Annotated in this window: 19 protein-coding genes and 2 pseudogenes; 11 read left to right on the top strand and 10 right to left on the bottom strand. The window is 65.2% G+C overall.

Translation table 11 applies throughout. From position 1 onward, the window contains the following. Window positions 1-29: 29 nt before the first annotated feature. A complete protein-coding gene (locus ACX12F_RS03675; RefSeq protein WP_165682370.1) occupies window positions 30-1,211 on the bottom strand; it encodes an AAA family ATPase in 1,182 nt (393 codons plus the stop codon). A 340-nt stretch (window positions 1,212-1,551) separates the two neighbouring features. Here ACX12F_RS03675 and ACX12F_RS03670 point away from each other — a divergent pair, with 340 nt between their 5' ends. The 3 genes from ACX12F_RS03670 (at window position 1,552) to ACX12F_RS03660 (ending at window position 3,987) form a co-directional block, all read left to right on the top strand. Beyond that, window positions 1,552-1,842, top strand: a complete 291-nt coding sequence (locus ACX12F_RS03670; protein ID WP_165682371.1) for a helix-turn-helix domain-containing protein — start codon at window positions 1,552-1,554, stop codon at window positions 1,840-1,842. 196 nt (window positions 1,843-2,038) lie between these two features. Further along, window positions 2,039-3,574 (top strand): GNAT family N-acetyltransferase, encoded by a 1,536-nt coding sequence (locus tag ACX12F_RS03665; RefSeq protein WP_205895710.1) that lies wholly within the window; start codon window positions 2,039-2,041, stop codon window positions 3,572-3,574. 35 nt (window positions 3,575-3,609) lie between these two features. Continuing rightward, window positions 3,610-3,987: an ASCH domain-containing protein gene (locus ACX12F_RS03660; protein WP_205895712.1), complete on the top strand. Its 378-nt coding sequence runs from the start codon at window positions 3,610-3,612 to the stop codon at window positions 3,985-3,987. A gap of 491 nt (window positions 3,988-4,478) precedes the next feature. On the opposite strand, the gene ACX12F_RS03655 is transcribed toward ACX12F_RS03660, so the two are convergent. After that, window positions 4,479-4,607 (bottom strand): hypothetical protein, encoded by a 129-nt coding sequence (locus ACX12F_RS03655; RefSeq protein ID WP_459370230.1) that lies wholly within the window; start codon window positions 4,605-4,607, stop codon window positions 4,479-4,481. An 876-nt stretch (window positions 4,608-5,483) separates the two neighbouring features. Between ACX12F_RS03655 and ACX12F_RS03650 the strand changes: the two are divergent. Further along, window positions 5,484-5,693 (top strand): annotated as a pseudogene (locus tag ACX12F_RS03650) (L,D-transpeptidase); the annotation flags it as partial. A gap of 271 nt (window positions 5,694-5,964) precedes the next feature. Then, complete coding sequence (locus tag ACX12F_RS03645) at window positions 5,965-7,185, top strand: L,D-transpeptidase (protein WP_165682410.1); 1,221 nt, start codon at window positions 5,965-5,967, stop codon at window positions 7,183-7,185. 14 nt (window positions 7,186-7,199) lie between these two features. On the opposite strand, the pseudogene ACX12F_RS03640 reads toward ACX12F_RS03645, so the two are convergent. Together ACX12F_RS03640 and ACX12F_RS03635 are read right to left on the bottom strand one after the other, a co-directional pair. After that, window positions 7,200-7,631 (bottom strand): annotated as a pseudogene (locus tag ACX12F_RS03640) (NlpC/P60 family protein); the annotation flags it as partial. Window positions 7,632-7,650: 19 nt separating this feature from the next. Beyond that, window positions 7,651-8,622: an IS481 family transposase gene (locus tag ACX12F_RS03635; RefSeq protein ID WP_459367660.1), complete on the bottom strand. Its 972-nt coding sequence runs from the start codon at window positions 8,620-8,622 to the stop codon at window positions 7,651-7,653. Between ACX12F_RS03635 and ACX12F_RS03630 the strand changes: the two genes are divergently transcribed. Further along, complete coding sequence (locus ACX12F_RS03630; protein ID WP_459368303.1) at window positions 8,614-9,585, top strand: BlaI/MecI/CopY family transcriptional regulator; 972 nt, start codon at window positions 8,614-8,616, stop codon at window positions 9,583-9,585. The two genes, ACX12F_RS03635 and ACX12F_RS03630, sit on opposite strands and share 9 nt — an antisense overlap. Further along, window positions 9,582-10,520 carry a M56 family metallopeptidase gene (locus ACX12F_RS03625; protein ID WP_165682374.1) on the top strand — a complete coding sequence of 313 codons (939 nt, stop codon included), beginning with the start codon at window positions 9,582-9,584 and terminating at the stop codon, window positions 10,518-10,520. The genes ACX12F_RS03630 and ACX12F_RS03625 overlap by 4 nt, the downstream gene beginning before the upstream one ends. Here the strand turns inward: ACX12F_RS03625 and lnt are convergent. Then, window positions 10,479-12,155 carry an apolipoprotein N-acyltransferase gene (lnt, locus tag ACX12F_RS03620; protein WP_165682375.1) on the bottom strand — a complete coding sequence of 559 codons (1,677 nt, stop codon included), beginning with the start codon at window positions 12,153-12,155 and terminating at the stop codon, window positions 10,479-10,481. The two genes, ACX12F_RS03625 and lnt, sit on opposite strands and share 42 nt — an antisense overlap. Before the next feature lie 444 nt (window positions 12,156-12,599). Here lnt and ACX12F_RS03615 point away from each other — a divergent pair, with 444 nt between their 5' ends. Further along, a complete protein-coding gene (locus ACX12F_RS03615; RefSeq protein WP_165682376.1) occupies window positions 12,600-13,403 on the top strand; it encodes an MlaE family ABC transporter permease in 804 nt (267 codons plus the stop codon). A gap of 37 nt (window positions 13,404-13,440) precedes the next feature. On the opposite strand, the gene ACX12F_RS03610 is transcribed toward ACX12F_RS03615, so the two are convergent. The 3 genes from ACX12F_RS03610 to ACX12F_RS03600 all read right to left on the bottom strand — a co-directional run bounded on the left by ACX12F_RS03610 (window position 13,441) and on the right by ACX12F_RS03600 (window position 16,120). Then, window positions 13,441-14,295, bottom strand: a complete 855-nt coding sequence (locus ACX12F_RS03610; RefSeq protein WP_165682377.1) for an alpha/beta fold hydrolase — start codon at window positions 14,293-14,295, stop codon at window positions 13,441-13,443. A 272-nt stretch (window positions 14,296-14,567) separates the two neighbouring features. After that, window positions 14,568-15,338 (bottom strand): hypothetical protein, encoded by a 771-nt coding sequence (locus ACX12F_RS03605; protein ID WP_205895718.1) that lies wholly within the window; start codon window positions 15,336-15,338, stop codon window positions 14,568-14,570. Then, window positions 15,335-16,120: a DUF302 domain-containing protein gene (locus ACX12F_RS03600; protein ID WP_459368302.1), complete on the bottom strand. Its 786-nt coding sequence runs from the start codon at window positions 16,118-16,120 to the stop codon at window positions 15,335-15,337. The genes ACX12F_RS03605 and ACX12F_RS03600 overlap by 4 nt, the downstream gene beginning before the upstream one ends. A gap of 464 nt (window positions 16,121-16,584) precedes the next feature. Here ACX12F_RS03600 and ACX12F_RS03595 point away from each other — a divergent pair, with 464 nt between their 5' ends. Continuing rightward, window positions 16,585-16,911 (top strand): glutaredoxin domain-containing protein, encoded by a 327-nt coding sequence (locus ACX12F_RS03595; protein ID WP_165682378.1) that lies wholly within the window; start codon window positions 16,585-16,587, stop codon window positions 16,909-16,911. Between the two features lie 273 nt (window positions 16,912-17,184). Further along, on the top strand, window positions 17,185-18,264 hold the full coding sequence (locus tag ACX12F_RS03590) for a hypothetical protein (RefSeq protein ID WP_165682379.1): 1,080 nt from the start codon (window positions 17,185-17,187) through the stop codon (window positions 18,262-18,264). A 55-nt stretch (window positions 18,265-18,319) separates the two neighbouring features. Here ACX12F_RS03590 and ACX12F_RS03585 read toward each other — a convergent pair whose 3' ends face one another. Next, window positions 18,320-19,057 carry a Crp/Fnr family transcriptional regulator gene (locus tag ACX12F_RS03585; protein WP_165682380.1) on the bottom strand — a complete coding sequence of 246 codons (738 nt, stop codon included), beginning with the start codon at window positions 19,055-19,057 and terminating at the stop codon, window positions 18,320-18,322. 117 nt (window positions 19,058-19,174) lie between these two features. Between ACX12F_RS03585 and ACX12F_RS03580 the strand changes: the two genes are divergently transcribed. Then, window positions 19,175-19,729: a hypothetical protein gene (locus ACX12F_RS03580; protein WP_205895720.1), complete on the top strand. Its 555-nt coding sequence runs from the start codon at window positions 19,175-19,177 to the stop codon at window positions 19,727-19,729. A gap of 366 nt (window positions 19,730-20,095) precedes the next feature. Here ACX12F_RS03580 and ACX12F_RS03575 read toward each other — a convergent pair whose 3' ends face one another. Then, window positions 20,096-21,325, bottom strand: a complete 1,230-nt coding sequence (locus ACX12F_RS03575; protein ID WP_165682381.1) for an acyltransferase family protein — start codon at window positions 21,323-21,325, stop codon at window positions 20,096-20,098. Between the last annotated feature and the right edge of the window lie 68 nt (window positions 21,326-21,393).

Here is a 21,393-nt window from a genome sequence, read left to right as displayed (position 1 = left end):
TCGGCTCAGCTTAGAGCGCGATGCGGATTTCACCGCCGATTTCTGATCTTATTTTGCACGGTGGTGTGGCTGACGCCAACCACCGAAGCAATCTTGCGTTGTGAATAGCCGCGATCAGCAAGAGCCTCGATGACCCCGGGTTGATCTGCGCAGTCGAAACCATTGAGGCTGAACAACTCCAGGACATCGGAGAGCTTCGGCGCCCGGTTCTGCATTCCCGCCGCTCGCCGGATTCGCAGTGCGTACGTTGCGATGTCTGAGCCCGACCAGTCGTCGGACATCGACGCCACCAGTGCCGCGTCCGAATCCGACAGGGCCGGGATGTGAGTCTGCCAGATTCGTTCGCGCGCAGCCTTTGTGGGTTTAGGCAGGCATACCGCGACCTCAAATCGCCTGTGCACCGCCGCATCCAGCAGCTGGGGGTGATTGGTGGCACCGACCAACAGGTGATTTTCGGGCCAGCTATCCAGCGCGAGCAGCAAAACATTGACCAGGCGCCGGATTTCACCGATATCGGAGCTGCTCGATCGAGCGCTGCCGATCGCGTCGAATTCGTCGATGAACAGCACCGCGTCCGTATCAGCAGCCGATTCCAGTGCAGCGACGAGGTTTTGGCTGCTTCGGCCGAGTTGTTTGTTCATCACCGCGGCCAGGTCCAGCCGTAGCAGCGGCCGGCCCAGCTGTGCGGCGATCCATCGTGCGGTCATCGTCTTGCCGGTTCCCGGGTCACCGGTCAGCAGAAGCGTGCGGGTAGCTGGGATGCCGAGGGACTTGAGGGACTCGCTGCGGTACTCCGCAACAATCGAAGCCAACAACCGCTGGACGGAGGTATCCAGCACGGGGTCAGCGAGGTCGGCGTCGTCCCAGGCCAGACTCTCCGGCAGTTCTACTTCCGGTTGATCGTGCGGCAGCTGGAACCGGTGGCCAGGAACGCGTCGCGGACCTGCCCACTGCGATAGGCCGCCGTCGTCGTGCACCGCCGTTGGGCCAGCTGGAGCGGTGATCGTTGACACGGCGGCGAGCAAACTTTCCAACAAGGCTGGATTGGTGGTCAGTGCAGTCGGCGGACGACGGAGCACTCGACCGAGCATCTGCTGCATCCGCGCCGGGTGGCCCCGCAAGCCGGCGGTGACAGCGTCGACGAACTCCGCAGACTGCGTGTCCAGTTCCGCGCGGAAAGCTCTGATGCCGCCTACTTGTGCAGTTGCCACTCGCCCATCCTGACATGTGTCGATATCGATCGCGAACCCGGCAAGTCTCGGTGACGTATCGGCCGATCTTGCCACCGCGGTGCGATTCCCGCTGGATTAATCATGAACCCGGGGTCCGACAAGTCACGTTGACGTGCGGTGACGGCCGCACGACGACTACGTGTCGTGGCGAACTGCACTCCGCCGGCAACACCAGTCACATCACTTCCCTTTGAAACATCGGTCACATCACCGCAAACACCCGCTGTAGGTGTCGCACCCCACCGCGTTGTCACGAGCTCGCACCCCGGTCTACGATGCTAGTTTCTATATTGGAAATTAGCATGTTGGAATTGGAACCATGGACATCGACGCGCGGTCCCGAGTCCTGACGGGCAGGTTTGAGGCAATACGCCTCTGGAGTGCCATCAGTCGGTTCCCCAAGCCGGAGTTCACCACGGGTCAACTAGCGTCGATCACCGATGTCTCGTCGGCGACCTGCTCGAAGGAACTCAAGAAACTCACCGCGATCGGCCTGCTCAACGCAACATCGCGCCGCGGCAACTACTCGCGCAACGAATCCGACTTCTGGTCCCTCGCCAACACTCTCGCCGACACGTGGTCCGAGCATGACGATGCGCCGACCCCCTAATCACGGTGCGGGATACCGGATAACCGCACACCCTGTTGCCGGCAGTTCGGTGCGCGGATACCCCTCTCCGAAACAGACCCCGACTAGCGCGGCCACCCACCAACACGGGCTCCGCCGATATCGTTCGCGGAAATCCGGTGCCGGATGGCGCGTGTCACGCTGCAGAAACACGGCGTCCAAAACCGATAATCCAGCTGTGGCCGACGAGCGCGTCAATACCAACAGCTCAACGGCTCCCACTCGGTTTCTGCTGGATACCAACGTCATTATCGCGTTGGAGCCGTATGCCGGCCAAATGGAAGCTGGTATGACCCCGGCCGCGACCTTCGTCCGACTTGCAATGAAGCAAGGGCATCACGTCTTTGTTCACCCTGCAAGCCGCGACGAACTCGCCGAGGGATCCGATCCGACTCGCGTGCAACAGCGGATGGCCGAACTCAAGAAGTTCGACCTGCTGGCCGAGTCACCGATCAGCTCAACGATCAGTAACGAGCTCGGCCCTGTCGAATTGGACAGCAACGACCACCGGGACAGAAGGATTCTGGCGGCGCTGAATTCGAATGCCGTGAATTTCCTTGTAAGCGATGATGTTCGCCTCGGGCAACGAGCGAAACGTATCGGCGTCGGCGACCGGGTCCTTACCTTGGCCGATGCGGCCGCGATGCTTGAGGGATTCGAACCGTCGATCGCGCCACCTCCGCCGCGAGTCACAGTGCTGCCACCATATGCGTTAGACCTCGAACAAGACATCTTCGACAGCCTTCGAATCGAGTACCAGCCGGACTTCGATGACTGGATCGCCAAGGTTCAGGCCGACTCGTCGAATCGCGAGTGTTTCGTCATCGAGGAGGCCGATGGGACCTATGCGGCCATCGCGATCGTGAAGATCAATGAGTCTGACTGCGCCTACCCATTCACGCAGCCGGTGTCGAAAATCTCCACATTCAAAGTTGCTGAACAGTTTTCAGGATCGCGGTACGGAGAATTGCTGCTGAAGGCAGTGCTGCGGTCGCACTATGATCATGGAGTCGGCAGCGCGTATGTCGAGGTGTGGCCGCACCACCAGCCGCTTATCGACTTCTTGGGGCAATTCGGCTACGTCGAGGGCGCGCAGTCCGCGCGCGGCGAACTCGTTCTGCTCAAAAGCTTTCAGCCGCGCGACAAGAGCCTGCCGCCGCTCGACTACCACATTAGATATGGGCCACCGGCTATCTCGACGGATGCCTCGGTGTTCGTCATCCCGATTCGCGCGCACTGGCATGATCAGCTCTTCCCCGAGTGCGCATCCGATGCAGTCGGAGACCAGCTCACTTTCCCCGACATCGCCGGCCAAGCGACACGACCGTGGGGGAACGCGTTACGAAAAGCCTACTTGTGCAACGCGCCAACGAAGCAGGTGCGCCCGGGCGATGTAATCCTGTTCTACCGGTCGGGCCTGCAGGTCGTTTCAGTTGTCGGCGTCGTGGAGCGCACACACCGCACCTCCGCCCCGGATGAAGTGCTCAATCTTGTTGCGGGGCGCACGGTCTACGGCACCGACGACATCTCAGAGCTCGCAACACATTCCCGCGGTGTACTTATCCTGCTGTTTCGTAAGGATCGTGACGTCGAGCCACCGTGGACCGACTCAGAGCTCATTGCCAATGGCGTGCTTAACGGTCCGCCGCAAACGGTAACCAAGGTGAAGGAGGTTGGCACCCAATGGGTTCACCAACAACTGGCCGACAGGTAGTTCTATCTGTACATCCCCGGTTCGCCGAAGCCATCATGGACGGACGCAAACGGGTCGAGTTTCGTAAGCGGCCGCTCGCCGACGACGTGACCCGCGTGTGGGTGTACGCCACCGCGCCAGTGCAACGGATCATTGGGTACTTCGAGGTCGAACGCACCATTACGGCTGCACCACAAGTACTTTGGCGCAAGTTTTCCAAAGTCGGGTGCATCGACCGCGTCGACTTCGATCGGTACTACGCCGGAAGCGCCTCCGGCGCAGGCATCGGCATCAGAGCTGCCGTCCGCCTTGAAACGCCACTGGCGATATCTGAACTCCTGCCGTCGGGGGTGCCGCCGCAGAGCTTCGCGTACGTGAGTCCACCCTCTGATCACCAGAACGCGAGAACACATCATCAACTCGCTCGGGCCTGAATCGATCCATAGGAGGCCGCAGCTACGTCATGTTGCAGCACAACAGTTTCCTTCAACCTAGGTGTCGACTGTTTCGGCCAGTGTCCCGCTGAGCCCCACCTGGTAGCAGCCACCGAAGATCGGGATACACGACTGGCTGGTCGTACGTCGGCCGCGTCGTACTTCTGCACGGGGTGCTCGCTCTAGTTAATCCTCTATCAAAGTTAGGTCGGAATCAGTATGCGGTGAACCGACAACCCAGCACCTGATACGCCAGGTGCCCGGTCACTTCGGGTGCCTATGGTCTGTGCGAGTTCCCTAGGGACACAGTAGGTTTCATCCCAAGATGGGTGTGAACGAATTGTCTTTGAGGTGACCATGTTCCGTCCGGGCCGACGCCGTGCCCGGCTGGACGGGTAACAATCCCTGCCGGGGCTGGGCCGACTTCGATTGCCACGCCATGGGGCCCAGTCGGATTATCGGCGCCGGCGCCTGTCCGTCCGAAACGGCGCTTAGGACATCCAGAACGCGATGGCGTGCATGCCGCTGCTCAATGCAACGGTGGTTGGCAACCGCCCGGCGACGTCGAAGCAGACAGGGTCGGTCGATACATGACCTTTGCCGACCGTTGCTCCGCCTATGGCACGCGAGTTTGCCCGAGCCGGCGAAATTGATCGGTGCGCATGCGGACCTCACTGACCGATGGTCCACGCAGACCGCTGAGCCACCGAATCGCGGCAGGCAGTGTCGGTCAGCTGACAGTGTGACGGCGCAGGCACTGGATCACACCCATAGTTCGAGGGTGACAGCTTGTGCGCTCTCGACACCATTTGCCCTCGTGAAAAGGACCATCCGCGATGTACCGACTCCATGAGCTCAACACAAGATGCCCCCTACGCGGACCATGGGCCTGCCCCCGCGATACGGGCGCAGCGCGATGCGGTGTGCCCTGCTCGAACCCGGCGCCGCGGCCACGACATCGCTTTCGCCAGCAGAGTTCGACGTGATCATGGTGCGGAGACTTCGGCCATGTGCGCCCTCAGGTTTCCCGTCGCTTGGATTGGGATGCGACGTCTGCTACTCGCGCCAGCAGGCCATGAGGCCGCTGATTCCGAATATTCAAGGTACCCAGCGACATTGCTTCCCGTGGTGATTGCCATTGCCGCATCTCTGCAGGCCGCTTCGGCGCCAGCGAGCATTGCGCGCAGGCGGGGGCCCATTAAAGTAGTCGGTAAGTACGTAGTAAGTACGGAGGTTTATGGTGGCGTCCATGTGGGTTGGTGCACGGGGTGGGTGGCTCCATCGTGCGGGGTTGCTAGTGCTCACCGTGTGTTGTGTAGCGGTTGCGCTGTCCCCCGCAGGGGCGGCGGACCCGAATCAGCGGGCGGTTGATCCGCCACCTGGGGTCGATGCGGCAACGGATTTGGCGGTGCCGACGGCCGACGTCGCGGTCCCGGGCGGTACAGACTCCACTGCCGGCCCGGGGTTGGTGAGGGCTGCCGGGCCTGTCGGGGGCCAGGATCTCGAACACCGGCATTTTTGTGCACGCAGCCCCGTGGTCGCTGTCCGATCAGGGCAAGCGCAACGTCAGCCACGGCTGCATCAACATTAGCCCCGCCAATGCGAAGTGGTTCATCGACAATGTGCAACGCGGCGACCCGGTGGTGGTCAAGAACTCTGTCGGCATCTACAACCAGAACGATGGAACGGACGACTGGCAGCGCTAAACACGTTCTGCCACACCATCGCTGACTTCCTGCGCCCGTCTTGCCGGCACTGCGCGATGACACCAGGAGCAGTGGCCCAGACCCCGTTGATCGGCGAAGCATTCGGAGAGGCGTTGTGATGTTCGATTACCGAGATCCAAATTTGTGGTTGGGTGTGGCGTTGGTGATCATGGGCGTGGCCGTGGGGATCGTCACGCGAAGCGCTCCCGGTTGCGGCTGCCGTCGTACCGGCAGCGACACCGAGGACGCGAGGGTAGCGGTGCCGTGGCTGATGGTGCTCGCAATGGTTGTCGGCGTGACGATCATCGTGTACTCGTTCACCGGTTCCGGCACCGGATTCCGCGGCAGCCAAGGCACCGCGACACCGTCCACATCGGTCGCGCCATCGGTGCCGCCGGCCATGGCCATCACTCCACTGGACGGGGTCGGTGAGGTGGATCCGCTGAGCGCTGTGGCGGTGACCGCCACAGCGGGAACACTCGCCGATGTCGTGATGCTCTCGGACCGGGGTGATCGCATCGGTGGGATCATGACGCCGGACCACCTCACGTGGAAACCGGCAGTCCCGCTGGTCTACGGGCGCACCTACACGGTGACGGCCACAGGGGCTGGAAGCGACGGGGTGCGTCGAACGCAGGTGTCGACTTTTTCGACGCTCACGCCGCGCAACCAAACCAAGGCGTACCTGACCACTACGGCGGGGACGGCACTGACCGATGGGGCTACCTACGGTATCGGGGTGGTGGTTGTCGCTCATTTTGATGAACGAATCAGCGACCGTGTCGCTGCCGAACGACGGTTGTCGGTGACGACCTCCCCGCCAGTACCAGGATCCTGGTACTGGCTGGACGATCAGAATGCGCACTGGCGACCTGAGCACTATTACGCGCCGGGCACCGTCGTCACCGCTGCAGCCAACATTTTCGGCGCGCAGCTCGGAGATGGCCTGTACGGGCAGGAGGACAGCCACGTCGGCTTCCAGATCGGCGACGCGCACGTGTCGATCGCCGACGACGCCACCAAACAGGTTCAGGTGTACGACGGGAATACTCTGGTGCGCACCATGCCGACCTCGATGGGCCGAGGGGGAACGGAAACCATTGCCGGCAAGGATATCTCGTTTTGGACTCAGCGCGGCACCTACACGGTGATGGACAAGGCGAGCCCGGTGGTGATGGATTCCTCGACCTATGGCTTACCGATCAATTCGCGGCTGGGATACAAGGAATCCATCAAGTATGCGACCAGGATCAGCACCGATGGGATCTATCTGCATCAGCTTGACAGCACCGTGTGGGCGCAGGGCAACACCGACGTGTCCCACGGCTGCCTAAACCTCAATGCCGATAACGCCCAGTGGTTCTACGATTTTTCCCGGCCGGGTGACGTGGTGGAGGTCCGAAACACCGGCGGCGAGCCGCTGCAGGTCTGGCAGAACGGCGATTGGAGCGTGCCGTGGGCGCAGTGGCTGGCCGGCAGCGCGCTGACATAAGGCTCTGTGCTGCTTCAGTATTCGATAATCCGCGTGACGTACTGGGTCATCCCGCTACGGCGTACCGGGGACAACTTGACCGGTACCCCGTTCTGCTGGGCCTCAAGCATCTTGCCGGCTCCCAGGTAGAGGGCTTCATGCTGGCTACCGCCTGGCCCCCAGAACAGGATGTCGCCCCGGCGGGCTTCAGACAGGGGAACGTGCCGGCCGGCGTTGTACTGGTCACCGGAATAGCGCGGCAGCAGGACTCCGACGCCGGCAAAACCGTAGCGGGTCAACCCCGAGCAATCGAACCCGACTATGCCGGCGCCGTCGTCGACGCCGCGGCTCGGTCCGGTCAGGCTGCCCCCACCCCATGAATACGGCACACCGATCTGGCTGGCCTCGCGGCGGATGACGTACTCGACCGCCTGCCGGCCCGACACTCGGTACCCGCGACCGGGCGTGAAGGCCGGGGCCGAAGCACTAGCTGTTCTTCACAGGCAGGTTGTGAACGCGTAGGCGGTCGATGGGTGTCTTGCCTTTGATGCCGCTGTGGGGTCGATGGTGATTGTAGTGATGCAGCCAGTGGGGATAGGTCACGGCGCGTTCGTCCTCTGATAGGTAGGTGCGTGCGTAGGCCCATTCGGTGGCCAGGGTCCGGTTGAATCGTTCGACCTTGCCGTTGGTTTGGGGACGGTACGGCCGGGTCTTCTTGTGGCTGATGCCATCGCCGAGCGCGGTAGCGAAAACCTTTGACCGATAGCATGATCCGTTATCGGTCAGCACCCGCTTAACAGTGATGCCGTAACCATTGAAGTAGGCGTTGGCCCGGACCCAGAAATCGGCGGCGGTCTGTTTGCGCTCATCGCCGAGGATCTCCGAGTACGCCAACCGCGAGTGGTCATCAACGGCATGGTGCAGGTAGGCGTAGCCGGCCCCGCTGCGGTTGCGCCGTCCGGCTTGGCGCCCGAGTTTGCGATGCCCACCGCCGTCGGGGATGCGACCGAGCTTTTTGATGTCGACGTGGACCAGGTCTCCGGGCGCGGGATGCTCGTAGCGGTGAGGTTTGGGTCGGCGCACGACCAACCCGGTGTTCTGGTCCAGATCACGCAGCAGCGGCATCCGGTAGCGGCGCAGGACCGCCTCCACAGTCGAGCGGGGCAGCCGTAGGTGCGCCGCGATGCGGTGCGGGCCCCAGCGACGGGTGAAGCGCACCTTGATGATCCGGCGCTCGCGACGCTGCGCCAGGCGCCGCGGGCTACGGTGCGGGCGGCTGGAGCGATCGGCCATCGCCTGCTTACCTCCAGCGCGGTAGCGATCGGCCCATTTCTTGGCCGTGGCCCTCGAACACTGGAATCGCTCGGCAGCACGAGCCAGCGGCCATCGGTCATCAACAACACACTGAGCCAGAGCCAAACGGCCACGCGGAGTCAGGAAGGCATTACGGTGAGACACGAGGACCTCTCGGTGATCGATGTGTGTGTGGTAACCACAGCGATACCGGAGGTCCTCACCTATTTCCGCTCACCACGCCGTTCACAACCTGTCCAAGAGTTACAACTAGCGCGGGACCCGAACCCGAGGCTGCCCAAAAAATTGCGCCCCAAATCCATCACCGTCTGGGTGGCCGCGGTAGTGGCCTGTAGCGACGCGTTCGCGATGGCCACGGGATCCCCGGGCGCCCCCGCACTCGCCCGCATCGGCAGCAACGGATCCCAGCTCTCGCCGCTGGCATGTGCCGACATCGGCACGGCCAACGCCAGTGACACCAACCCCGCGACGACGCTGGTCCGGCGCGCAAACTGTCCGGCTTTGATCACGGTTGTCCTCCCGCAGCGACACAACTACGCACTTAATACGTATGTATCTGCACCGCACATCACACGGGACGCACGAGTAACTATCATCACGGGTATCACTTCGGTAACGAGCGGTGTGTCGCCCAGGGAGGAGCGCGTCACTGGGTTAGCTTTCACCGTTTCGGTGGAAGCGGTCGACGCGGTAGACAGGACCGTGGTGCGAAACGAAAGACGGGGGCAGCGAGTGCGAATTCGCGGGTTCGGCGAGCTCGAGGCGGTCATCATGGACCGCGTGTGGTGCCGCGCGGAGCCGGCCACCGTACGCAACATTTTCGATGAGCTCAGTGTCGACCGGCCGATTGCCTACACCACCGTGCTGTCGACCATGGACAACCTGCACAAGAAGGGATGGTTGACCCGCGAACGGGTCGGCAAGGCGTTCGAGTATCGGCCGGTTCTCACACGCGAGGAGCACACCGCCCAATTGATGCATGCGGCGTTTGATGACGGCGGGGACGCTGAGCTGGTCTTGGCGTTCTTCCTACACACGCTCGACAGGAACCAGTCGGCGCGCGTGCGGGCGGCGCTGCGGCGAATCATCGACGGAACGGGCCGATGACCACACTGGCGATCTTGATGGTGGGCTACGCCTGCGTTGCGACATGGTTGGGGCCTCGGCCGCTGGCCAGACTGACCCGCAGCGTCATTTCACCGGGCCTGAGCGTCGTGGTGTGGCTCGTGGCGGTGATGAGTGTTGTGGGTGCGTGGGTAGGTGCACTGGCGGTCGCCACCGCCGATGTGCTCAGCGATGCACTCCATGGCCGGGTGCCGTCACTGTGTGTTGAGATCGCCGGCCGTGTCGGCCACGTGGGCCTGCCGGGCGCCCTTGGGTGGGTGGTCGCGATCGCCGCCATGGCATTCGGGTATCTCGTGACCGTGCGCTGGGCCAGGCGGGTCGTGTTGGTGGCGCGGCGGTTGACTCGCCAGAGCTACCAGCACGCCATCATGGCCAGGGCTGTGGGCACGCACACGAACGTCCCTGGGGTGGTGGTGGTTTCGGCCACCCGGCCGGCCGTCTATTGTGTGGCGGGTCGGTGCCCGGCCATTGTTGTCACATCGGCCGCGCTGACCGCTCTCGATGCGCCCGAACTAGCGGCCGTCCTGGCCCACGAACGAGCGCACCTGTCCGGGCGCCACCATCTGCTCTTGACGATCCTGCGCTCATTGGCCACGACACTGTCGCGGTTGCCGCTGTTCGCCGCGGCGGCAGCGGCGGTGCCCCCGTTGCTGGAGATGTGCGCCGACGACCGTGCCGCGCGCCGCTACGGTGCTGCACCGCTGCTGCGCGGCCTGTTGGCGCTCGTCGGCGGTGCGCCCGCCCCCGCCGAGGTCCTCGGGGCCGCGGAGAGCGCCGTACTGGTGCGGTCGCGGCGACTCGCGGCACCGCCCACCGCCGGCCGTCAATGGCGGCACCGTCTCACGATCGCTGCCATTGTCACCGCGATCGCTGCTCTACCAATACTTTTCGCCGCCGCGCTGCTCTGTCAGCGCTAACGATCGTCTTCGCCGCGGCCATCGCCGCCCACGCTGCAGCCAACCAAGGACCAGGGCCGTCGCGCCGATACCTACCAACATTAGGTGCAGGAGAGGTCCCCAGCGGGTGGCGGCAGTCAGCGTGGTGTTCAGCCCCACCTGGGTGTCCAGGTAGGCGGGTTCGAAGAACCTGGTGCGGGCCAGTTCTCGGCCATCGGGCGCGATGACCGCACTGATGCCGGTGGTGCCGGCAACCACGACGTAGCGGTCGTGTTCGACGGCCCGTAGCTTACTGAAGGCTAGGTGCTGCTCACTCATCGTCGCGTTGAAGGTGGCATTGTTGGTTGGCACGGCCAGCAGCTGCGCGCCATTGAGCACCGATTCGCGGGCTGCCCGGTCGAAGACGACCTCCCAGCAGGTGGCGACCCCGACCGGTACGCCTGCGGCGTGCACCACTCCGCTGCCGTGCCCGGGCACAAAGTAGCCCGCGCGGTCGGCGTAGGCCGACAGGTGCCGAAAGAAGCTTCGCCACGGTAGATATTCGCCGAATGGCAGGACGATCTGTTTGTCGTGTCGGTCGCCGGGACCACCGCCGGGGTTCCACACGATCACCGTATTGGTCGTCGCCGGGTGATCGGGCGTCCAGTCCGGGTGCATCAACACCGCCCCGACCAGGATGGGTGCGCCGATCGCGCGTGCGGCGCTGGCGATCTGGTGGGCCGCGTCGCGGTTGCGGAGCGGGTCAATGTCGGAGGAATTCTCCGGCCAGATCACCAGATGCGGCTGCCGGGCGCGGCCGGCACGCACGTCGGCCGCCAGGCGCAGGGTTTGGCTGACATGGTTGTCCAGCACGGCGCGGCGCTGCGCGTTGAAATCCAGCCCGAGCCGGGGCACGTTGCCCTGCACGGCCGCGACCGTCACGGCGGTATCGCTGGCGACGGCGGCCCCTGATCGCTGAACGTCCGGCGAGATCACCGCCACGCCCAGCGCTATCGCACAGAGACACAAGCCGGGAAGCTCCACCGCGGGGAAAGGCGAGAGTGAACGCCGCCCAGGAGGGCGCCACCGGCGTATCGCCACGGCGATGGCCGTCACGCTGAATCCACCGAGCACCACCGCGAACGACAGCAGCGGCGCGCCGCCGAGCCGCGCCAATGGCAGCAGTGGGCCGCTCGTCTGCCCGAAACCGACAATCCCCCAAGGAAAACCGCCGAATGGGACGGTGGATTTGAGCCATTCGACGCCGGCCCACACACCGGCGAGCCACAGTGGCCAGCCGGGCCGGCCTCGAACAACGGTGGCCAATGCACCGAACATGCCGGGAAACACCGCGCAGAACACCACCAGAGCCAGCCACGGCGCTGCACCGACGAGCGCGCCGACCCACGGCAGCAGCGCCGCGTAGGAGGCTGCACCGAACACCACGCCATAGCCGAATCCACTGGTGGCGCTGATGGATTCGCCGGTCAGGACCCAACCCAACAGTGCGAAGGCGATGAACGCGGTGAACCACCAGTTCACGGGCGGGAAGCTCGCGTACAGCAGCAGCCCCGCACCCGCACTGACGGTGATTCGCCTCAGCGTGGGCCGGCTCGCTACATTTCGGGCTGCGCCGCCCGCGTCGGGACATTGCTGGGATGGCGGGTCCGATCTCACGCGACCTACGGTACTGGTACGTAGATGCCGCCGTGCCGAACCGCAGGTGGCGGCGTTGGCCTACGCTTCCTCGATGGCGCCGAATGTACGTCGGTGGCGGTCGGTGCACGAGTTACGTTGACTGCGCGAAGAATTGGTCGGCATCGGTCGCCCAATCGTCTGGCGGTATGGCCTGCAACCGGCCGAAGGGGTAGGGACGACCGGTTGCAGGAGCACGCGACGGCACTACGGTGTCCAAGGGTGCCAGAGCCGTCCGCGCTGGCGTGAAACATTGTCACCTTGCGGACACATCGCTAGCGAAGGTCCGCTGTGGGCGGCATCCTTCGCGGATGCTCACCCCTCCTGGACGCAGCGAGTGTTGGCCATTGCCGACGGGTCAACCCGTCATCGCGTGGCGCACGAATCCGGCGGCATGGCCGCTTCCCGTCCAGGAAGGCTCGACTGATGGCGGCCTCTGACGACTCGATGCTGGGGTATCTCAAGGACCAGCTGGACAAGCCGCTGACGGTGGTCGGGGGCTTTGTGAAGATGAGCATTCTCACCTTTAAAGCCTTGGCGACAAGACCTTTTCAGTGGAAGGAGTTCGTCCTTCAGAGCTGGTTCCTGATCCGGGTGGCCTTCCTGCCCACGCTGGCGGTCTCCATCCCGCTGACGGTGCTCATCATCTTCACACTGAACATCCTCCTCGCGGAGTTCGGCGCGGCCGACGTCTCCGGCGCCGGCGCGGCCCTGGGTGCTGTCACGCAGCTGGGCCCGCTGGTGACGGTGCTGGTGGTCGCCGGCGCGGGTTCGACGGCCATTTGCGCAGACTTGGGCGCCCGGACCGTGCGTGAAGAGATCGACGCCATGGAGGTGCTGGGTATCGATCCGATCGAGCGGCTGGTGGTGCCCCGGGTGGTCGCCTCCACGTTCGTGGCCTTCATGCTCAACGGCGCGGTGATCGTCATCGGTCTGGTCGGTGGCTACTTCTTCGGCGTGTACATCCAGAACGTCAACGCCGGCGCCTACGTCTCGACCCTCACGCTGCTAACCGGTTTCCCCGAAGTGGTGATCTCCGTCGTCAAGGCCACCACCTTCGGTCTCATCGCCGGCCTGGTCGGCACCTACCGCGGCCTGACCGTGTCCGGTGGGTCCAAGGGTGTCGGCACCGCGGTCAATGAAACGCTGGTGCTCAGCGTCATCGCGCTGTTCGCGGTCAACGTGGTGCTCACCACCATCGGTGTCAAGTTCGGGACGGTGGCGGGATAGCAACACCTGCGGTTCCCGTCATCGCACGCGTGTGGACTCATCCGAACCGGTGCATGACCGCCGCCACGACCCGATCAGCGGCATCCTCCTGGAAGAAATGTTTAGCACCGTAAAGCTGTACGACGTCGACATCGCGGAACGCCGCCCGCATGCGCGGAACCACCTGTTCATAGCGAAAGAGCGCGTCGCGCATCGGGAAGGTGATCAGCAGGGGCCGGTCGCCCAGGACGCGCGGGACCGCGGCGGCCAGCTCGGCCAGCCACGGGTCAGCGGCCCGTAGTTGCCGCGGAAACTCTGCGAGGCCCACGCGGGCCGCAGCCGTAGGCTGTACGGCCCGATAGTGCTGCATCTCGGCCGGAGTGAGCGTGCGCGTCACCGCATGTTTGAGCGCGACGTCGACGAAGACATTGCGATGCCGGAGGAGCCATTGCAGGGGCGCGCTGGACATGATCACGCTGAATGCGCGCGCTCGAAAATCCAGCGGCCAGAACCAGGTGTTCCCGAGCACCAACCCAGTGACGCGAGCAGGCACCGATACGGCCATGCCGAGTCCGACCGGTCCGCCCCAGTCGTGTGCCATCACGATCGCATCGCGCAGATCGAGACCGTTGACGAGCTCGGTTGCGATTCGGGCGTGCTCGGCCGGGGTATAGCCGTATCCGACGGGTCGGTCAGAGAGCCCGAAACCGGGCAGATCGACGGCCACACAACGAAAATGCCCACGCAAGCCCCGAATGATGTCGCGGTACAGGAAACTCCACGTCGGATTGCCATGGAACATGATGATCGGTCGTCCCTGACCTTCGTCGATGTAATGCACTGGGCCCGCTGAACTTTCGAAAAACCGGGACTGGAACGGATATAGCTCAGCAGAAGGCGTGAAGTCGATCATCGGCTCACTGTGGCCAACCGCGGCTACGGCGGCAAGGGCATTGTCTCTGAACTGACACTGCGGTCGTCCCGCCGGTCGTTGACCGGCAGGCGCCGCGGGCTTGGTGGTACGTGCGGGTTCGTCAGCGGCCCAGGGCACCGCCGATCGGGCCGCACCGTTGGGTTGGGGACGTCCGCTATAGCCGCAGCGGGATGCCGCTGCCGGCGCGCCGGCAGCGGCATCCCGCGCATGAGAGCTGTAGCCACAACGCATGAGAGCTGTAGCCACAAACCCTAGCCGGCGGGGTTCGCTGGCCTCCTGGTCAAGCCGGCGACCACGGCGCGCTGCAGCTCCCCGAGCACCGACCACAACGGCGGGAGCCCGCGGGCCCCTCGGTACACCAGTAACCCGAGAATCGCCCCGAACACCGCGTGCGCGAGGTACACCGTGGTCTGAAATTCAGACACGCTCACCGTGGCGAAGATGCCGCCGATCCCGAGCGAGCGCGGCAATGGACCGCTGACAAAGCCGTAGCCGAGCACGAGTCCGTAGCCCATACCGATCAGCGACGCCGCCCACATCTTGCCCGCCGGGAAACCGCCCATGATCAGCGCGAAGATCACCCCGAACAGGGCCCCGTTCCAGTAATGGTCGAGGTAGCCCAGGATCGTCGAGCTGGTGCTCGGGCCGACCATGATGCGGCCGGTCGCCTTGATCCCCATCAGCATCGGCAAGTCGCCGGGCATGGTGTGAAAGATCCGAAACCCGCTGTAGCGCACCACCTCCAACCCGATCGTGGCCAGTACTCCAGCGGCCGCTCCGACGATGATGCCCCGCGCCAGCCGCCGCCAGCCGGCGGCGACGGCCAGCGCGAGCACCAACACGACGACGACCGCGGCGGGAACCCCGACGTGCAGCAGCAGCGACTGAAAAGTCCACCGCTCGGTGGCGGCGAGCGCGAACAGTTCGGCACCACCGACCGCAGCGGCCGCCATCACGATGCCGGTGGCCGCCAGCTCCGCGATGATCCTCCACAACGCGGCCGGGCCGTGCCGTGCGGTCACGCGACGGCGCCGGCGACCATGGCCGCGGCCTGCGACATCTTCTGGCCGCCATCAGCCAGCTTCGGATCAACCGCGGCAAACATCGGCGCGGGGTCGAAGTAGCTGACGTGCGCCTTGCCGTCATCGCCGGCCCAGACCAGGATCCGCAGCGGCAACACCGTGCCGATCGCCGGGTTCATTTGGAAGAACATCTTGCCCATGCTGGGGTTACCGACGAAGAAGGTATGCGCGCCAGCCAGATTCAGCCCGGTCGGCTTGAGTGCCGCGGCCTGATCAAGATCCCCGAGAATCATCATGCCGTTCGAGGACACCGCCGCCTTGAGCGCATTGAGCGCGTCATCAAAGCTGCCTCGAGCATCAACGGTTTTCAGCGTCAGGGCCTGAGGTGCCGACGGGTGGCCCATGCCGCCGCCGGTGGCCGCTTTGGTGAGCATGGCCGCCGCGTCGGACATCTTCTGGCCGCCGTCGGCGAGCTTGGGGTCGACCGCCGCGAAGGACGGTTTGGGGTCGAAGTAGCTGACGTGCGCCTTGCCGTCATCGCCAGCCCAGACCAGGATCCGCAGCGGCAACACCGTGCCGATCGCCGGGTTCATTTGGAAGAACATCTTGCCCATGCTGGGGTTGCCGACGAAGAAGGTATGCGCGCCAGCCAGATTCAGCCCGGTCGCTTTGAGTGCGGCGGCCTGATCAAGATCCCCGAGAATCATCATGCCGTTCGAGGACACCGCCGCCTTCAGCGCATCGATGGTGGCGGCGAAATCGGCGTTGGAGTCGGCGGTCACCACCGACGCGGTTTCGACCGCCGGCACGGCGGCGTCGGCCGACGAGTTGACGCCGGCGGCGGCGCTGGCGCTGGTCGGGGTACTGGCCTGATTGGTGTTGGGTTTGGTGCTGGTTGCCCCGCTACAGCCGGTCGCCGTCAGTGACACCGTCGCCGCCGCGGCGATAGCACTCAGCAGGATCGATCGTGTGCGGGTGGTCGTGCTCGGGGCCACTGGGTTCTGCCTTTCAACAATGTGTTTGGGAATGCCAACAATTCGGAGCGAAACACCCCGGGGCCCAACGTGCTGCGCCCCGCACGCGGCGCGGCGTAAATGGTCAGCGATGTGACAAAGGTGGCGCCCCGCGGCAGGCGATGGCATTGAGTGGGACATGCACGACGCACCGCCACGGCAGCGCGGGCCACACCCGGTGGCCCACCCTGTCGAGCGTGCACCCAGAATGCGCCAGCACGAGGAGATGACCGATGACAGACCTGCACTCGAACAATGCGGTACCCGCCGGCGGCACTGATGTTGTCGAGGTCTATTGGCGGCCGGGCTGCCCGTTTTGCCTGGCGCTGATGGGCCCGCTGCGCCGATCGGGTCTGCCGCTGCAGGAAATCAACATCTGGGAGGACCCCGCGGCGGCGGCGCGGGTGCGGTCGGTGGCCGGCGGCAATGAGACTGTGCCTACCGTGTTCGTCGGCGACCAGGCCATGGTCAATCCCAGCTTCCGTCAGGTGCTGACGGCCGCCGGTGGTGACCGTCGTGAGCGTGCACCGCGCTGGTGGGGCCGGTTGCTCGGCCGCTGAGCGACCCCGTGCGTATGACTCGGTCCGCCCGCCGGGGCGGCGCGCATGGGCGGGCGGTGTGCCCGCGGCTCACCGGCGCGCTGGGCTCTGGTACCCGTCGCGGGCGACCGTTGCGGCCGGTAGTCATTTACGGGCCGGCTCGATGAGCGCGGATAATCCGGGTGTCCCACGATTGCGTGTCGGGCTGGCCGGGCTGCAGTGTGCGCTGGCCCACGGGGCAGCGCAGCATCGCAGCGGCCTTGACCACGTTCGGTCCACTGAGGCCCTGCCCACATGACCGAACTCGACGACGATACCGGCCCGCCAGCGCACGCCCCTGCGATCGGCACCCCGCGCGTTTGGGCACGCGTCGCCTCGGCGGTCACCACCGGTGCCGGCGCCCGATCCTGGTGGCGGTGGCCGCTGCCGCTGATCGTGGTCGCCCCCATGCTGGCGGTGGGCTACGGATTCGGGGAGCGTGCACCCGTCTTTCCTGAAGGCGCGGCCTTGGCGTTCGGGGTGCTCGTGGTCGGCCGATCCGACTGGGCCGGGTCCTTCTGGCGGCTAGCAGCGCTGCCGACCATCTGTGCCGTCGCCGGCACCCTGCTCGCCGGACTACCGCTGCCGAAAATGGCCGCTGAAACGGTAGCTCTCGGGCTAGCCGTGGCGATAGCTCAAGTCGCCGGCGGGCGCCTGGGCCCGGTCATTTCCGCGGCGGTGCTGCCGGTGGTGTTCGGCGTTACCTCGTGGCTGTATCCGGCGGCGGTGGCGGCGATCTGTGTGAGCCTGGCGGCGCTGTTATCGGTGCCAGCACTGCGCGAGCAGGCGGTCGAACCTTCCGGGCCGCACCGGTGGCGGTGGACGTCGCTGGTGGCATTCGGCATGGTCGCGAACGGCTGGATCGTCGCGGCGACGGTGGTGTTGCCGTTGCCGGCGGTCGCGGTGGCACCGCCGCTGCTGGTTGCCGCCCTGGAGTGGTGCACCCAGGGCGCCCAGCAGCCCACGGTTGCGCTGCGGCGCTGGGCCTTGTTGGTGGCCGCTGCGGCGATCGGCGGCGCCGCCTCGGCGGTATGCCCGGTGATCGCGCCCGGGCTGACTGCGACCCGTGTCGTGATGGCCACGACGATTCAGCTGGCCGCGGCCGCGGCCGTGTTGATCCTGCTGGCGTTCACACGCGAATACGCCTATCCCGCACTGGCGATCGTCTTGGTGCCTAACCTGGTCGCGCCGATCAGCGGCTGGAGTTACACCCTGGCCATCGGCGCCGGCGCCGGCGCGCTGTTCGCCGGCGGCTGGGTCGTGGCGGCCGCCGGACGCGGCGGCGCAGGGCTGTGGGCAGCGGCGCGCCACCGGCCGCATCAGCGTCACACCTGACACACCAACCGCTATGTGGCACACATAGCGGTTGGCGGATTCACGCGGCGAGCCGTCAGCCGGTCTTGGCGCGCAATCCAGTCACATCGATCAACGCAATCTCGGCGTAGCGCACGCTGATCAGGCCGTCGCGTTCGAAGTCTTTGAGGATCTTGTTGAGCGACGGACGCTGCACACCCAGCATCGCGGCCAGAGTCCGCTGCGCGAGTTGAACTGTGCCGTCGGTGGATTCATCGAGGAGCAGCTGGGCCAGCTGGGCCGGCAGCGGCCTGCCCAGCAGGCCGATCAGCCGCGCCTGGCTAGCCGATACCCGCTGGGCCACCGACGACAGCCAGCGCCGGGCGATTCTGGGATGGGTGGCCAGCAGCCCCTCGAAATGTGCCCGATCCAGGTACAGGCAGGTGCTGTCCTCCAGCGCGCGGGCGGTGTAGGCCATCGGCATATCCAGCAGCAGCGGGATATCGCCATCGACATCTCCGCCGCGCAGCACGTCCACCACGGCGCGGCGGCGCCCGGAACCGACGGCCAGTTCCACCTGTCCCTGGCGCACAATCCACACCCCGCAGGGTTCCTGACCCAGTGCGAAAAGCACTGTCCCGGTCTCGAATTGGCGTGCGGTCAAGCTGCCTGCCAAGGCAGAAAGATCATCGGGATGCAGGGGTGCGGCGGCCCCTCGGCCCACGCAGCGCGCCACCCATGCCGCCTGACGGATTTGCGGATCAGCAGGTTCAGTGCCGCCGGCGAGCATGCTGATCGCCTGCCGAAAACCCGGACCGCGGTGTTCGCTACCCATAATGTCTCCTCGTTTCTTGTCATCCTGCTGACACATCGCGGGTGCGCGCAAGAACAACCCGGTTGTGTGGGGTGCGCACACACCTGCTTGCACCCACCAACACGGAGGAGAATCGATATGACAACCGCAGCAGCCTCAACCGCCAGCGGCAGCAGTATCGTTCGTAGTCTAGTGCGCGGCGCCGTCGCCGGCGTCGTGGCTTCGATGGCGATGGCGATGGTCGCGATGTTCGTGTCCACTGCGATCAAGCACACCGGCTTTTTCACCCCGCTCTATCACATTGGCGCTACATTCTGCGGCCCCGACGCCATGATGCAATCCGCGCATGCCGCCATGGCCGGCGATTCGTTTACCTTCATCTGGGGTCCTGCCGTGGTCGGCGCCATGATCCACATGATGGTCGGCGCCATGTACGGCGCGATGTTCGCCGTGCTGGCCCAGATGGCGCGGCTGCACGGCGCCGTCCTGATCGGTGCGGCCATGATGTGGGGTCTGGTGGTGTTCGCGATCAGCTCCTGGATCGGGCTGCCCATCGCGGCCGCGCTGTTCGGCGGCGGCGACACCGTGAGCAACATGGCGCAAATCGTCGGCTACGGGCCCTTTGCCATCGAACACCTGATGTACGGGGCGGCACTGGGCCTGGCGCTCCTGCGGCCCGCCAAGACCCGATAACCAGCCGAATCGACCATCCCCCTCCGAGAGGGGCCAGGTTGCCGTGGCCTGGCCCCTCTCCCCCATCAGGGGCAAATACCTTGCCTGACAACGTGTTTTGCCCACCCGAACACTCCATCTGCCCGGTTGGCGGACTTCCAGCACTCAGATCGTTCCGGCACCTGCAACGACCGCGACTCACCGGGCCACGCCCCACGCGCGGGCCGCATTGTTGCGTCGCGTCCTCATCGAACATGTTGACCTGCAACGGCAATCACCATTTTCGTGATCCGGGTAACCACCCGCGGCGCACCACCGCTCATACCAGCACCGCCATCACGAGGAGCACCGGGCGATCGCGGCACCCCACTGGATCGCACGACGCATTCAGGACCACCTGGTGCGGTACCGCTTGGCGAATTTCATCACCGGCTCTTCCACTGTGTAGTACGTGACGGCCGAGACCGCCAAGGTCACCGCGAGGACGAGCGCCACGTTGCGCAGCATGCCGGGCAGGGTGTCGCCGGCCATCAGGCCCCACCGGCCCGCCAGCAGCATGAGCGGGAAATGCCAGAGATACGCCGACAGCGAGACCTTGCCGACGAACCGGAAGGGCGCGGTGTCCAGCAGCTCGGCCAGCCCGGACCGCTCCGCGCGGAACAGCGGCGCGACGATCACCAGGATCCCCAGCGCGCACAGCACGGCCAGTGCCGATGTGGCATAGGGATTGGCGAGCGCGATCAGGCCCAGCATCACCACGCCGACCGGGAACATCGCCAAGAAGCTGTACAGCCGGACGCGGCGGCTGAGCTTCTCGCGAATCACCTTGTGCTCCATGGCCACGACCAGCACCGCGGCGGCCATGCCGAACGCGAAGGTGTCCGAGTTCGTCAGGAAGGTCTTCGTGTAGACGGCGACCCAGTTGGCGCCCCAGTTGATCTGGGTCGGATCGGTCAGGTGCAACGCCGAGATCATCCACGGTACGAAGGCCCGCCCGATGAATCCGAGGGCGATCAGCAGCGCCGGCCCGAGCGACACGATCAGCCACGGCCGCATCGTGGCGCGCCGGCCGAGGGCGAACAGCAGCATGCCCAGCAGCGGGATCGACAGGTAGAAGGCATATTCCAGCGTCAGCGACCACGACGGGTTCAGCCCCGTCTGGAAGTACTTCGGGATGTACGACTGGGTCAGGGTGAGGTTGGCGATCAGCTGCCACGGGTCGGTGATCATGCCGGTGCCGTCTTCGGTGCGGGTCGGCTGCAGCGACGCGTTCTGCACGTAGACGATCTGCAGCAGGTAGTTGCAGAGCAAGAAGATCACCAGGTAGCCGGGCAGAATCCGGGCGATCCGGTGGACGGCGAAGTTCGCGGTGCTCGGCAGTTCGCGCTGCTCGATCAGGTTGCGCACGTACGGCAGGAACAGCAGGAACCCGCTGAGTGCGTAGAAGAAGATCAGCGACAGCCCGACCAGGTTGGTCTTCCAGTGGTAGGCGGTCAGGGGTGAGTAGTGACCGGTGACGTGCATGACGGCGACGCCCAGGGCTGACAGTCCGCGGGCGCCGTCCAGCCCGATAATTCGGGCCCGGAACCGGGTCGCCGTGGCCACGGGCGCGTTCACTGCTGAACTCTCGGGGTCAGTGCGGGCATGCCGCCAATGACGCAGGGCTATCGGCGGCCGAACGAAGG

It is taken from the genome of Mycolicibacterium sp. HS_4_1, assembly GCF_054515875.1.
The sequence above is the reverse complement of the archived record's forward strand: the minus strand, read 5'-3'. Positions and strand labels throughout refer to the sequence as shown.

What these genes read in the sequence shown, in the direction of transcription:
- ACX12F_RS03670 (WP_165682371.1), top strand. Translation starts at nt 1,552, where the DNA reads ATGGACATCGACGCGCGGTCCCGAGTCCTGACGGGCAGGTTTGAGGCA.
- ACX12F_RS03660 (WP_205895712.1), top strand. Translation starts at nt 3,610, where the DNA reads ATGGACGGACGCAAACGGGTCGAGTTTCGTAAGCGGCCGCTCGCCGAC.
- ACX12F_RS03645 (WP_165682410.1), top strand. Translation starts at nt 5,965, where the DNA reads ATGGTGCTCGCAATGGTTGTCGGCGTGACGATCATCGTGTACTCGTTC.
- ACX12F_RS03625 (WP_165682374.1), top strand. Translation starts at nt 9,582, where the DNA reads ATGACCACACTGGCGATCTTGATGGTGGGCTACGCCTGCGTTGCGACA.
- ACX12F_RS03615 (WP_165682376.1), top strand. Translation starts at nt 12,600, where the DNA reads ATGGCGGCCTCTGACGACTCGATGCTGGGGTATCTCAAGGACCAGCTG.
- ACX12F_RS03610 (WP_165682377.1), bottom strand. Translation starts at nt 14,295, where the DNA reads ATGATCGACTTCACGCCTTCTGCTGAGCTATATCCGTTCCAGTCCCGG.
- ACX12F_RS03595 (WP_165682378.1), top strand. Translation starts at nt 16,585, where the DNA reads ATGACAGACCTGCACTCGAACAATGCGGTACCCGCCGGCGGCACTGAT.
- ACX12F_RS03590 (WP_165682379.1), top strand. Translation starts at nt 17,185, where the DNA reads ATGACCGAACTCGACGACGATACCGGCCCGCCAGCGCACGCCCCTGCG.
- ACX12F_RS03585 (WP_165682380.1), bottom strand. Translation starts at nt 19,057, where the DNA reads ATGGGTAGCGAACACCGCGGTCCGGGTTTTCGGCAGGCGATCAGCATG.
- ACX12F_RS03580 (WP_205895720.1), top strand. Translation starts at nt 19,175, where the DNA reads ATGACAACCGCAGCAGCCTCAACCGCCAGCGGCAGCAGTATCGTTCGT.